General features: G+C 63.4%; 12 protein-coding genes. 5 read left to right on the plus strand and 7 right to left on the minus strand.

The features are described 5' to 3' along the window. Positions 1 to 140 precede the first annotated feature (140 nt). A complete protein-coding gene (locus AC3CBN_RS01085; RefSeq protein WP_488634989.1) occupies positions 141 to 1,451 on the plus strand; it encodes a serine hydrolase domain-containing protein in 1,311 nt (436 codons plus the stop codon). A 102-nt stretch (positions 1,452 to 1,553) separates the two neighbouring features. On the opposite strand, the gene AC3CBN_RS01090 is transcribed toward AC3CBN_RS01085, so the two are convergent. From AC3CBN_RS01090 to cysD, 6 genes are all read right to left on the minus strand, one after another. Continuing rightward, positions 1,554 to 2,591 carry an energy transducer TonB gene (locus AC3CBN_RS01090; RefSeq protein ID WP_488634990.1) on the minus strand — a complete coding sequence of 346 codons (1,038 nt, stop codon included), beginning with the start codon at positions 2,589 to 2,591 and terminating at the stop codon, positions 1,554 to 1,556. 370 nt (positions 2,592 to 2,961) lie between these two features. Continuing rightward, complete coding sequence (gene metJ / locus AC3CBN_RS01095) at positions 2,962 to 3,528, minus strand: met regulon transcriptional regulator MetJ (RefSeq protein ID WP_488634991.1); 567 nt, start codon at positions 3,526 to 3,528, stop codon at positions 2,962 to 2,964. A 621-nt stretch (positions 3,529 to 4,149) separates the two neighbouring features. Further along, the gene (gcvH, locus tag AC3CBN_RS01100) at positions 4,150 to 4,545 is read right to left on the minus strand and encodes a glycine cleavage system protein GcvH (protein WP_488634992.1); all 396 of its coding nucleotides are present in this window, start codon (positions 4,543 to 4,545) and stop codon (positions 4,150 to 4,152) included. Positions 4,546 to 4,650: 105 nt separating this feature from the next. Beyond that, a complete protein-coding gene (gcvT, locus tag AC3CBN_RS01105) occupies positions 4,651 to 5,751 on the minus strand; it encodes a glycine cleavage system aminomethyltransferase GcvT (protein ID WP_488634993.1) in 1,101 nt (366 codons plus the stop codon). Positions 5,752 to 5,949: 198 nt separating this feature from the next. Then, a complete protein-coding gene (gene cysC, locus AC3CBN_RS01110; RefSeq protein WP_488634994.1) occupies positions 5,950 to 7,839 on the minus strand; it encodes an adenylyl-sulfate kinase in 1,890 nt (629 codons plus the stop codon). Further along, positions 7,839 to 8,732, minus strand: a complete 894-nt coding sequence (gene cysD / locus AC3CBN_RS01115; RefSeq protein ID WP_488636635.1) for a sulfate adenylyltransferase subunit CysD — start codon at positions 8,730 to 8,732, stop codon at positions 7,839 to 7,841. Before cysD ends, cysC begins: the two co-directional genes overlap by 1 nt. Before the next feature lie 201 nt (positions 8,733 to 8,933). Here cysD and AC3CBN_RS01120 point away from each other — a divergent pair, with 201 nt between their 5' ends. The 4 genes from AC3CBN_RS01120 to AC3CBN_RS01135 are packed head-to-tail and all read left to right on the plus strand — an operon-like array spanning position 8,934 to position 12,451. Further along, on the plus strand, positions 8,934 to 10,079 hold the full coding sequence (locus AC3CBN_RS01120; RefSeq protein WP_488634995.1) for an ABC transporter permease: 1,146 nt from the start codon (positions 8,934 to 8,936) through the stop codon (positions 10,077 to 10,079). Next, positions 10,076 to 10,891: an ABC transporter ATP-binding protein gene (locus AC3CBN_RS01125; RefSeq protein WP_488634996.1), complete on the plus strand. Its 816-nt coding sequence runs from the start codon at positions 10,076 to 10,078 to the stop codon at positions 10,889 to 10,891. The genes AC3CBN_RS01120 and AC3CBN_RS01125 overlap by 4 nt, the downstream gene beginning before the upstream one ends. A gap of 1 nt (position 10,892) precedes the next feature. Next, positions 10,893 to 11,831: an MlaD family protein gene (locus AC3CBN_RS01130; RefSeq protein ID WP_488634997.1), complete on the plus strand. Its 939-nt coding sequence runs from the start codon at positions 10,893 to 10,895 to the stop codon at positions 11,829 to 11,831. Beyond that, positions 11,828 to 12,451: an ABC-type transport auxiliary lipoprotein family protein gene (locus tag AC3CBN_RS01135; protein WP_488634998.1), complete on the plus strand. Its 624-nt coding sequence runs from the start codon at positions 11,828 to 11,830 to the stop codon at positions 12,449 to 12,451. Before AC3CBN_RS01130 ends, AC3CBN_RS01135 begins: the two co-directional genes overlap by 4 nt. Positions 12,452 to 12,645: 194 nt before the next feature. Here the strand turns inward: AC3CBN_RS01135 and AC3CBN_RS01140 are convergent, their stop codons facing one another. Then, the gene (locus AC3CBN_RS01140; protein WP_488634999.1) at positions 12,646 to 13,275 is read right to left on the minus strand and encodes an alpha-ketoglutarate-dependent dioxygenase AlkB family protein; all 630 of its coding nucleotides are present in this window, start codon (positions 13,273 to 13,275) and stop codon (positions 12,646 to 12,648) included. Between the last annotated feature and the right edge of the window lie 7 nt (positions 13,276 to 13,282).

The following is a 13,282-nucleotide window of genomic DNA, read 5'->3' on the forward strand; positions in this document are numbered from 1 at the left end:
AGGGGACTTTCAGGACGGCCTGCGCTAATCTCGCGTGGTGTCATGGAAGGATCCGGCTCGCAACCACCTGGCCCGGCTCCGCCCGGAGCTGACTCTGTTCCATCGGTGCCGACCAGGCGCCGCCAACGCATCCAAGCAGTATGACGTTTCGCACGATTTCTCTGGTGATCGCCGTAGCGCTGGGACTGTCCGGCGCACCGCTTGCCGCCTTCGCCGCCACTCCGCCCGCCGGCCCCGCCGCCAGCACACCGGCCCAACCGCTGCCGTCTGATCGCGTCAAGGAAACACTGACCTCCTACCAGCAATGGCTGGATCGACTGGATCAGCGCAACGAGGTGGCGGGTCTGGCCACGGCGGTGGTTCTGGACGACAAGGTCGTGTTCGAGGACACCATCGGCTACGCCAATGCCAGCACGCGCGAGCCGATCACGCCGGAAACCGTGTTCCGCCTGGCGTCGCTCTCCAAAGCTTTTGCCACGGCGCTGACCGGCGTGCTGGTGAACGACGGCAAGCTGACCTGGGACACCAAACTTGTCTCCGTGCTGCCGTTCTTCAGGCTCAAGAGCGACAGCGCCGCGGAGCAAGCCACAGTGCGCGACATCCTCGGCCAACGTCTTGGGCTGCCGAAGAACACCTACGACAACATGCTCGAGGAAAACATTCCCTACGAGGAACTGGCGCGCAAGCTCGACGAAGTGAGCCTCACCTGCGACGTGGGCCAGTGCTACGGCTACCAGAACATCGCCTTCAGCCTGATCGGCGATGTGATCTATGCGCAGACCGGCGATTTCTTCAGCCACCAGGTCGACAAGCGCATCTTCTTCCCGCTGGGCATGAAGACCGCCAGCTACGGACGTGAAGGCCTGGAGGAGAGCAAGAGTTGGGCACGCCCGCATCGCGCCAGCGGCAGCGGCTGGATCCCGTTCGAACCCAAGGAAGCCTACTACCGCGTAGCTCCCGCCGCGGGCGTCAACGCCAGCCTGCGCGACATGGAGCAGTGGCTCATCGCGCAGATGGGTGGCCGGCCCGATGTGTTGCCGGCGCAACTGCTGGCCATGCTGCACACACCCGAAGTGTCCACACCGGTCGAGCTGCGTTCCACGCCATGGCGGCGTGCGCGTGTCGCCGACGCTTCTTACGCGTTGGGTTGGCGAGTGTTCGAGTATGGCGGCGAGACCCTGATCTTCCACGCCGGCGCCGTCGAGGGTTACCGCACCATGATCGGCTTCCTTCCGAAGTACCACATGGGCGTGGTGACGATGTGGAACTCTGCCGGCCCCGTGCCGGCGGGACTGATGCCCATGGTGCTCGACAGCCTGCTCGGGCTGCCACACGTGGACTGGGCTGGCATCGAGAGCGATGCGCCACCCGCCAAGAGCGCGACTACCGTCAAAGGCAAGACACGCAACAAGGCCAAGACGGCTATCAACAGCCACGGAACCAAGCGCTGATCACTCGCAACGCGAGGCTTCAAAACCAAAGAGGCGCTGCATGGAGACATGCAGCGCCTCTTTGCTTTGCACGTGCCGCGCGGCCGCGCGGCACGTCGTCCATCAGTTGAGCTTGAACACGATCCGACGCTTGTCCTGAGATGCCACCGGCGAACCATCCTGGGTAGCCGGCTGATACTTCCAGCGACTCACCGCTTCGACGGCAGCGCGGTCGAACACATGGCGCGGCTCTGCATCGACCACCTTCACATCATCGACATTGCCCTCGGGCGTGACGGTGAAGGTCACTTCCACCCAGCCTTCCTGGTTGGCACGCACCGCCGTGGTCGGATAACGCGGGTTGACGTTGCGCACCAGCACGGCGCCATGCGTGGCACCGGTCCCGCTCGCACTGGCGGCTGACCCGCCTCCCGATGTTGTCGATTGCTGACGCGCGGTCTCAGCCTGCTGCTGCGCCAGGCGCGCCTGAGCGGCCTTCTGCTGCTGATCGGCCAATGCCTTCTGCTGCGCCTCGGTCGCCAAACGGTCGGCTTCTGCCTTGTCCGACACAGCCTTCTGCGAGGCCAGCTGCGACTGTTTCTCCTTGTCCGACGCCAGCTGCTGCTCACGATCCTGCAGTTTGCGCTGGGCATCGAGCTTGGAGCGCAGGATGGTCAGCGTGTAGTTCGCCGGGTCGGCCTTGGCCAGCAGGTCGATCTGACTCTGCGCGTCATTGAAGTCGCGCTGGTTGATCGACTGTTCGGCAACGCTCGCACCCACGGGGAAGGTTTCGCGCAGCGCGTCGGCCGCCACCTGGTTGCCCGGCTGCTTCTCCAGCACCTTGAGATAGAACTCGAACGCGTTGTTGCCCGCGGGCGCCAGCAAGCGCTGCTCGTTGACGGCCTTGCGAGCCTCGGACAACAGCTGGTTGATGCTCATCGCCGCCACGTTGGCCGGCGGTGGCGGTGCCTCAGGGCCAGCCTTTACTGGCGTCGACGGATGTCCGCCGGCGTCAGCCTCAAGCATGTCCTGGTGAGGCTTGATAATGAGGAACCATGAAGCGGCCGCGAGCACAGCGACGACAGCAACAATGGCAATGGCTGCGGGTCTCACGACCCCGCGCGCACGGTAGCGCGCATGACTTGTGTATCGGGTATCCATGATCTCTCACCGAGTGGCATCAGATACCCGCGCTTTTTCCCCCTGTGAATCCAGGAGCGGAAGCCTCCCCAGGCTCGCCGCGGCGCGGATGTAAGAAAGGTAACCGTAATGCAGCACTACAGCAAATCGCGCGTAGCTTCGCCACACCTGGATGGACGTCGTCATCGCCGGCGAAAGCCGCGCAGACTCATCGGCGCGTCGCGGAGACTGGCTAGGAATTTTTCGTACCCCAGAAACGAAGCGTCCCGGCATGGGCCGGGACGAATCGCTCTTTCGAAGGACTCCCCCCGCGCTGGGCACCGCGGGGAGAGAAGTCGTTCTTGCTTGTTATTAAAAGCAACTTATTAAAAGCAACGCTTAAGAGTAAAGCTTACTTCTTGGCCTTGGGGGCCTTGGGGGCCTTTGCAGCCTTGGTCGCCTTCACGACTTTGGCGGCGGCAGCCTTCCTTACGACCCGCTTAGCAACGGCTTTCTTGACAGCCTTCTTCGCGACGGCCTTCTTGGCAACCTTCTTGGCGACGGCCTTCTTGACCGCGCGCTTCACGGCGGCCTTCACGACGGCCTTCTTGACCGCACGCTTCACGGCGGCCTTCTTGACCGCACGCTTCACGACGGCCTTCTTGACCGCACGCTTCACGGCGGCCTTCTTGACCGCCTTCTTGGCGGCCGGCTTCTTTGCAGTGGCTTTCTTGGCAGTGGCCATAGTTCGTCTCAGCTCCTCATCAGTTGGCAGTGGTTGCCCAGTAAAAGCATGTAGGAACGCCTCCACAAGCAGATCGCTATTGGTGGCGTGCCGAAGATTGTTCACCTGACGACGGGTGCGTTCGTCAGACAGAGGCCTCAAAATGTGCAGCGGGATCGAGACCGTGATCTTGCGTACTGCGCCGGCCTTTTCTCCATGCTCGACATAAGGCTTGATGAATTTCGATGTTGCCATGGCACCCGTTCTCCGTGTTCCGATGCGAAAGCTATTCCTGAAGATTTCAACTGTCAATTGATTTTAGTCATGAAATCAATCCGTTTCATCTGCCCAAAGGAGGGTTCAAACCCCCGCGGGACAAGGCCCGAAGGGGTCTCGATGCATTTTCAATCAGACGTCCATACCGCCAATCAAAAATACCTTCTGATAATCAAAACTTGCATAAAACCGCATAAAACATGGCCTTTGAGACAAATCGCGCCATTACATCCACGTAACTATTTCAGGCACTTGCAAGCACATTCTGCGCATGCCCGACGCACCCGGAATCCACCTCCCTGGATGAACGGAAGGCGACTGAAATTATCTTTCGGACCTGCCGGCCAAAACGCCGCCATCCCCTGCCTTACCCGGCATGGAAGGACCTCGAACAGCCAAACCGCGGGTTGGCTGCAACCCTCCCTCGACTGCGTCATGGACATCTATCGGCATGGACGTCGATATCTGCAGGGGCGAATTTGTCGCCCGCATTTGACTGCCGACGTGTCGATGACGAGGGCGATGTATCGATCATCGGCACTCAAAAAGACGCCGGCCGCGTGAGGCGGCCGGCGTCGGGTGAAGCGTTTGACGCAGGGCTTAGTGGTCTTCGCTTTCGACCAGTTCGGCGTAGGCGTCAGCGTCGAGCAGCTCGTCCAGTTCGCCGCGGTCGCTGGCGCGAACCAGGAAGATCCAGCCGTTGCCGAAGGCGTCTTCGTTGATGGTTTCCGGCTTGTCGTTGAGGGCCTCGTTGACCGCCACGATCTCGCCTGACACAGGGCTGTAGATGTCCGAGGCGGCCTTGACCGACTCGACCACCGCCACGCCATGACCGGCCTGCACGCTGGCGCCGATCTCCGGCAGTTCCACGTACACCAGGTCGCCCAGCTGGCCTTGGGCATGGTCGGAAATACCCACGCGCACCAGGCCGTCGTCTTCGACGCGAGCCCATTCGTGGGACTTGAGGAATTTCAGATCGCCGGGAATCTCGCTCATGATCGGATCCAGTCGTTGATGTCGGGTAATGGGTGGAACGCCAATTCTAGCCGCTTCACCTGGTTGGCAACACGGGCCGCACGCGGCCACGCTTTCTAAGAAACGTCAGATGCCTTCGCAGGGCTTTCCGTCGCGTACGAACGGGTACTTCACCACGCGAACGGGCACCTCGCGACCGCGGATGTCCACCCGCACATCGCCCGGCTCGCCAGCCGGAATGCGTGCAAAGGCCACCGCCTTATTGAGCGTGGGTGCAAAGCTGCCGGAGAGAATCTCGCCCGCACCGTTGGCGGTGAGCACCGGCTGGCCGTGACGCAGCACGCCCTTGTCGTCCAGCACCAGGCCAACCATCACGCGCTTCACACCAGTAGCCTTCTGGGCTTCCAGCGCCTTGCGACCGATGAAGTCGCGGCCTTCGTCGAGTGTGATGGTCCAGCCAAGATTGGCCTCCCATGGCGACACGGTTTCGTCCATGTCCTGACCGTAGAGGTTCATGCCTGCTTCCAGTCGCAGCGTGTCGCGGGCGCCAAGACCCGCCGGCGCCACACCCGCGGAGACCAGCGCCTGCCACAGGGCAACGGCGTGTTCCTGCGGCACGATGATCTCGAAACCATCCTCGCCGGTGTAACCCGTGCGCGCCACGAACAGCGGCATGCCATGCGGGCCCTGCGCGGCAGCGGCAGCGAACTTGCCCAACTTGCCGATGCGCTCGTGGTCGATTTCGGCCAGCAGCCCAATCACCTTGGTGCGAGCATTCGGGCCCTGCACGGCGATCATGGCGAATTCCGGGCGCTCCTTTACCTGCACGCCGAACGCCTTGGCCTGGGTTTCGATCCAGGCGAGATCCTTGGCGCGGGTGGCGGCATTCACCACCAGGCGGAAGAACTCCTCGCCCAGGAAGTAGACGATCAAATCGTCGATCACGCCGCCCTGCTCGTCGAGCATGCACGAGTACAGCGCCTTGCCCTGCACCTTGAGCTTGTCGACGCTGTTGGCCAGCAGGTGGCGGAGGAACTCGCGGGTGCGCGGGCCATGCAGGTCGACCACAGTCATGTGCGAGACGTCGAACATGCCGGCGTCACGGCGCACTACGTGGTGTTCCTCGATCTGCGAGCCGTAGTTGATCGGCATGTCCCAACCACCGAAATCGACCATGCGTGCACCGAGCGCGCGGTGGGTGTCGTTGAGTACGGTCTTCTCGGTCATCGCAGTGGTGCTCTGGGGAAAGGAACATTATCGCCGGGGGCATGGATACATTCCAAGCCGAGCGAGCGCATTGCACCGTGCGTTGGCGTATCGACCCGCGCGTCGTGCGGCGCAGCACGCGTTGTTTGCATTGTCGCGCACCAAACGTTGCGTTTCGGTCGTCATCCGGCGATGGCCTGGATGACGACCTGATCGCGCTCAGTGCGACTGATGCGGCCCCATGCCGGCGAGCATTTGCTCCACCACCTGCTCGGCCAGTTGCTCGGGACGCAGCCCCGCGGTGAGCAGATGCAGCTCGGCCTGTTCGGGCGCCTCGTAGGGCGAGTCGATGCCGGTGAAGTTGAGAATCTCGCCGGCACGCGCCTTGCGATAAAGCCCCTTCGGATCGCGCCGCTCACATTCCGCCAGCGTGGTGTCGACGAACACCTCGAGGAATTCACCCTCGTCGAAAAGACCGCGTGCGAACCGGCGCTCACTCTGGAACGGCGAGATGACGCAAACCAGCACGATCAGGCCCGCATCGGCCATCAGGTGCGCCACCTCGGCCACGCGGCGCACGTTTTCCACGCGCGCCTCGGGCGTGAAGCCAAGGTCTTTGTTGAGGCCGTGGCGCAGGTTGTCACCATCCAGCATATAGGTGTGATAACCGAGCGCATGAAGGCGTCGCTCGACTAGGTTGGCCACCGTGGACTTGCCCGCACCCGACAGGCCAGTAAACCAAAGGCAACGCGACTGCTGCCCCTTGCTCACGCTGCGGGCGTGCTTGTCCAGGTCGGTGTGCTGCCAGTGAACGTTTGCGGCGCGACGCAGGGCGAAGTCCAGCACGCCGCAGCCGACCGTGGCATTGGTCTGGCGATCGATGAGGATGAAGCCACCCAGCGTGCGGTTGTTGGCATAGGACTCGAACGCGATGGCGTGATCCAGATCGATATTGCAGTACCCGACCTCGTTGAGCTCCAGCCGGCGCGCGGCCAGCTCGGCCTGTGTATTGACGTCGACCTTGTGCTTGATCGAGGTGATCCGCGCATTGACGGTGTGCGAGCCGATCTTCAGCCAGTAGGCGCGATTGGGCAGCAGCGGCTCGTCACCCATCCACAACACATGCGCGGCGAACTGGTCCGCCACCGGAGCGGGGCGTGCCGCATCGGCGATCACGTCGCCACGACTCACGTCGATTTCACGATCGAACGTCAGTGTGACCGCCTGCCCTGCCGCAGCCCGCGGAAGGTCGCCATCGGCCGTGACGATGCGCTCGATGCGGGCTCGGCGCATGGCCGGCTGCACCACGATTTCGCTGCCCACCGAGATGCTGCCGCCGCATACGGTGCCGGCGTAGCCACGAAACGATGCGTCCGGACGGTTGACCCATTGCACCGGCATGCGGAAGTCTTCGGCTTGGGTGGCCGCGGTATCGGCCGCCTCCAGCAGCTCCAGCAGGCACGGCCCCTGGTACCAGGCCATTCGCGAGGACGGGCGGCCCACATTGTCACCGCCCGGCGCCACTACCGGCAGGCAGTGCACGGTTGAAATACCAAGCTGCGCCGCCAGCTCGCGGTACTCATGGGCGATGGCTGCGTAGATGTCCTCGCGGCAGTCGACCAGATCCATTTTGTTGACCGCCAGCACCACCTGGCGAATACCCATCAGCGCGCAGATATAAGTGTGGCGCCGCGTCTGCGGAAGAAGTCCCTTGCGCGCATCCACCAGCACCACGGCCAGCTCGGCGTTGGACGCGCCCGTGGCCATGTTGCGGGTGTACTGCTCGTGCCCCGGGCAATCGGCGACGATGAAGCTGCGCCGTGGCGTGTGGAAATAGCGATACGCGACGTCAATGGTGATGCCCTGCTGGCGCTCCGCATCGAGGCCATCGGTAAGCAGGGAGAAGTCCAGCGTGTCGGGGGCTTCGGCATGCAGCTTTCGGCTGTCGCGGGCCAGCGTGGCGAGCTGGTCATCAGGCACCATGCCGGTGTCATAGAGCAGGCGGCCAAGCAGGGTGCTCTTGCCGTCATCGACGCTGCCACAGGTGATGAAACGAAGCAGGCGGGTGGCGTCCTGCGTGGTGGCGGGGTTGATCTCCAGCGTCGCCATCAGAAGTAACCCTCCTGCTTCTTGCGCTCCATCGACGCGCTGGCGTCATGATCGATCACGCGACCTTGACGCTCCGAGCTACGCGAGGACGCCATCTCCTCGATGATCTTGTCCAGCGTGTCGGCGCCGGAAGCGACCGCGCCGGTCAGCGGATAGCAGCCCAGCGTACGGAAGCGCACCTCGCGCATTTCCACGGCCTCCCCCTCACGCAGGGTGAAGCGTTCGTCATCGACCATGATCAGCGCGCCATCACGCTCCACTACCGGCCTGGCCTTGGCGAAATAGAGCGGCACCACCGGGATGTTCTCGCGGCGGATGTAGTGCCACACATCCATCTCGGTCCAGTTGGACAGCGGGAACACCCGCACACTTTCGCCCTTGTGGATCTGTGTGTTGTAGGTGTGCCACAACTCCGGGCGCTGGTGCTTGGGGTCCCAGCGATGCTGGGCGTTACGGAAAGAGAACACTCGCTCCTTGGCACGCGACTTCTCCTCGTCACGGCGTGCACCGCCAATGGCGGCGTCGAAGCCGTACTTGTCCAGCGCCTGCTTCAGTGCTGCGGTCTTCATGACGTCGGTGTGGACGGCCGAGCCGTGAGTGAGTGGCGAGATGCCCTGGCGCACACCTTCCTCATTGATGTGCACCAGCACCTCGACGTCGCCGGCCGCTGCGACCTGATCGCGGAAGCCAATCATTTCGCGGAATTTCCAGGTGGTGTCCACGTGCAACAGCGGCATCGGTGGCCGGGCGGGATAGAACGCCTTGCGCAGCAGATGCAGCAGGACCGAGGAGTCCTTGCCGATGGAATAGAGCATCACCGGGCGCTCGAAAGCGGCGGCCGTCTCGCGAAAGATATGGATGCTCTCGGCCTCGAGTGCGGCCAGATGGGACATGAGGGACATACGTTGTTTCATTGGCCTTTGGCTTCGGATGCCCGGGAACGCGGGCGCTCATTCGGTCAAATCTAACGGAAAACGCGGAGGCGGGCAGCGTCGCAGGCCACGAAGCATGGGAAACGCTTCAGGTCCACGAGCGCTGACCGGGACCATCCTTCCGTCACCTGACGTACGCGACAGTCCACTAAGATCGCCCTCATGAGCACATCGATGGCGACAGGAAGCGCACAACTCGATGCCACCGTGATGCCGCCCCGCCTTCGTGTAGCGGGTGACTGGACGCTGGCCCACTACGCATCGCTGGAGCGCACCGTCGCCGCCCTCAAGGCGCCGCTGGACCAAGGCACGACCATCGACCTGAGCGGCCTGGGTGCGCTGGACACCGCCGGCGCGTCGCTTCTGGCCAGGTTGCTGGGCGCGGCTCGCCTGGGTGACCTGACCCACGCGGACCCCAGCCTGCCGGCCGCCCAGCGCGCGCTGCTGCAAACCATCGGCGTGGCGATGGATGGTTACCGCGAGCCGAAGCTTCACCACCGCGGCAACACCGTCACTGAGCTGCTCGCGCGCATCGGCGCGGCGATGGAAAACGTGTGGCGCCAGCAGATCCAGCTACTGGGTTTCGTCGGGCTCACCCTGGAGACCTTCGCGCGCTCCGTGTTGCACCCGCGTCGTTGGCGCGTCACTTCGCTGGTGGCACACGTCGAGGAAACCGGGCTGGATGCCGTGCCCATCGTGGCGCTGCTCACCTTCATGGTGGGCGCCGTGGTGGCGTTCCTCGGCTCTACGGTGCTGGCCGACTTCGGCGCCACCATCTATACGGTGGATCTGGTGGCGTTCTCGTTCCTGCGCGAATTCGGCGTGTTGCTTACCGCCATCCTGATGGCTGGCCGCACCGCCAGCGCCTTTACCGCCCAGATCGGCTCGATGAAGGCGAACGAAGAGATCGACGCTATCCGCACGCTCGGTCTCGACCCGATGGAGTTGCTCGTGCTTCCGCGCGTGTTGGCCATGCTGGCCTCACTGCCCATGCTCACCTTTCTGGCGATGATCTCCGGCCTTATCGGCGGCGGCCTGGTGTGTGCGCTGGTGCTGGACATCTCGCCCGTGATGTTCATCAACCTGGTCAAATCGGACATCGGCGTGCGGAACTTCCTGGTCGGCATCGCGAAGGCGCCCATCTTCGCGTTCGTCATCGCCGTGATCGGTTGCCTCGAAGGCTTCAAGGTCACCGGCAGCGCTGAGTCGGTGGGCGAACACACGACGTCCAGCGTGGTGCAATCGATCTTCGTGGTGATCCTGCTCGACGCAGTGGCCGCGTTGTTCTACATGGAGATGGGCTGGTGAGCGCCGTACCGAAACCACAGCCGCAAGAAGACGTGATCCAGGTGCGCAACCTGGTCAATCGCTTCGGCACGCAGACCGTGCACGAACACCTGGACCTGGACGTGCACCGTGGTGAGATCCTCGGCGTGGTCGGCGGCTCGGGCACCGGCAAATCGGTGTTGTTGCGCAGCATCGTGGGGCTGCGGCGACCCACCTCCGGTCAAGTACATGTGTTCGGCAAGGATCTGCTGAGCCTCTCGCCCGAGCAGCGATCGCTGGTGGAGCGCCGCTTCGGCGTGCTGTTCCAGAACGGCGCGCTGTTCTCCTCGCTCAATATCGTGGAGAACGTCGCCATGCCGCTCATCGAGCACGCCGGCCTGGCACGGCCGGATGCGCAGCAATTGGCGGGCGTGAAGCTTGCGCTGGCCGGATTGCCAGCCGGTACCGAGACAAAGTACCCGTCGGAGCTTTCCGGCGGCATGGTCAAGCGAGCGGCGCTGGCACGCGCCCTGTCGCTCGATCCGGAGATCCTGTTTCTCGACGAGCCGACGGCCGGGCTCGATCCGATCAGCGCCGCTGCGTTCGACCAGCTGATCCTGACCCTGCGCGACGCGCTGGGACTCACCGTGTTCCTGGTAACCCACGATCTGGACACGCTCTATACGATCTGCGACCGCGTTGCCGTGCTGTCGCAGAAGAAAGTTTTGGTGGTCGGCCCGCTCAATGTGGTCGCAGAGAACAGCGACCCATGGGTGCAGGCTTATTTTCACGGCCCGCGTGGTCGCGCTGCGGAAGAAGCGCACGCCAGCGAGCCATCGCCCGAGGTGAAATGAGATGGAAACGCGTGCCCATCATGTACTGATTGGCCTGTTCACTGTGATCGTGGTGACAGCTGCCCTGCTGTTCGCGCTGTGGCTGGCCAAGTCCAGTTCCGACAAACAGTTTGCGGACTATCAAATCGTCTTCAACGAGGCGGTAACCGGCCTCTCCAAAGGCAGCGCCGTGCAATACAACGGCATCAAGGTGGGCGACGTCACCCAGCTCAAGCTCGATCCCCAGGACCCACGCAAGGTGCTCGCATGGATTCGTCTGGGCGGCGATACCCCGGTGCGCCAGGACACGCATGCCAAGCTGGCGATGACCGGCGTGACCGGCCTTGCGGTGATCCAGCTCAGCGGCGGCTCGCCGCAGAGTGCGCCGCTGGAAGGCAAGAACGGCAACCTGCCCGTGATCGTGGCCGATCCGTCGCCGCTCAGCCGCATCCTCGCCAACGGCGAAGACCTGATGGTCAACATCAACGATGTGGTCGCTCGCGCCAGCGCTTTGTTGTCGCCCGAGAACATGGATCGCATCGGACGCACGCTCGATCATCTGGACAAGGCCACGGGCGCCATCGCCGATCAACGCGACGACATACGCCAAATGCTTCAGCAGCTGGCACTTGCCAGCAAGCAGGCCAACGACACGCTCGCCCAGACCGATCAACTGATACGCAACGCGAACGGTCTTGTCGACAACCAGGCGCGCGCCACGCTGGACAGTGCGAGAAACGCCATGGCCTCGCTCGAACGCTCCACCGCCAGTATCGATCGACTGCTCAATGACAATCGGGCCGCCATCAACGGCGGCATGCAGGGCTTCAGCGAACTGGGCCCAGCGGTGCGCGAGTTGCGTGATGCAGCAGGCTCGCTGCGCGGCATTTCGCGCCGCCTCGACGACAACCCGGCCGGCTTCCTGCTTGGCCGCGACCGCAGCAAGGAGTTCGTACCATGAGGCTGATCGCCCATTTTTCCGCCTGGACGGCTATCGCACTGCTCACCGCGTGCTCTGTGCTGCCCAAGGCGGAATCGCCGGATATATATCGCCTGCCCGCCGCGCCGCTGCCGCATGCCCAGGCGCAGTCGGTCGCATGGTCGCTGCGCGTTGATACCCCGCAAGCCGAGCGCATGATCGACAGCTCACGCATCGCGGTGCAGCCGCAGGGCGACGTAATCAGTATGTACAAGGGCGCGCGCTGGAGCGACACCGCGACAACCTTGCTGCGCAACCGACTGCTTGACGCTTTCCGTGATGACGGGCGTATCGGCGCCCTCAGCAGCGACGACAACAGCCTGCAGGCGGACTACGCGCTAGCTGGCGACCTGCGCTCCTTTCAGTCCGAATACCAGGGCGGGCAACCCGTGGTGGTGATCCGCTTCGATGCACGGCTGGTGCAGAACGCCGGTCTTCGCATCGTGGCCACGCACCGCTTCGACATTACTCAGCGCGTGGCTGGCACCGCCGTGCCGCAGGTGGTCGCGGCCTTTGGACAAGCCACCGATGCGCTGGCCACGCAATTGGTGGCGTGGACCATGCAACAGCCACTCGAGCCGCATGGCGGACGCAACAACTGAATTCCCCGCCTCCCGATATTCCTCTTCCGCGATATTCCTCACCGTTGGCCCACCGGCCCTCAACAGCCGAAGGGCTGGTCATGCTGGGACCCAGTGCCATGGCTTTCTTCGGATCGATCAGGCAGGACTCAAAGGCGCTGGGTCCCAGCTTTCGCTGGGACGACGATCAAGAACGTGACGGATGACGCAACCACTCAGCGCCGCGCCGAATCCACCCATCGAAACGTGAGATTGAGCCGCGGACCCACCGCCGCGGTCGTCTTCGGCAAGTCATGCACATAAAGGCGCTGCGTATCGCCCGCCATGCGCAACACACTGCCATGGCCCAGCTCGATGACATGCATGTCACGTTTGGCATCACCTCGTCGCGGCCGCAAGCGAAACCGGCGCGTGGCCCCAAGACTTAGCGAAGCGATGACGGGCTGCCCACCCAGCTCGGGCTCGTTGTCACTATGCCAACCCATCGAGTCGTGTCCGTCGCGATAGAGGTTGGCGAGCACGCTGTTGAAGCGCGTGGCGCAGGCCTGCTCCACCCGTGTGCGCAGCGCAGAAAGCACGGGTGTCCAGGGCCGCGGCTCGAAGCGTGTGCGCGAATAGACATAGGTGGCGTCGGCATCGCCGATCCAGCAACTGAGGCGCGGCGAATCTACCTCTCGCCCATAGATACGGATGCGATGGGTCTCCCACGAGATGGTCGCCTGCAGTTCGGCAAGCAGCGCATCGGCCTCGGCGACGCCGAGCCAGTGATTCCACAACGAAAGTTCGCCTCCGGGCAGCGGCAAGTGCTGCCAGCCGGCTGGCGTTACACCATCAAACAGGCTCACCGCATCA

Source organism: Dyella sp. OK584 (assembly GCF_057787755.1).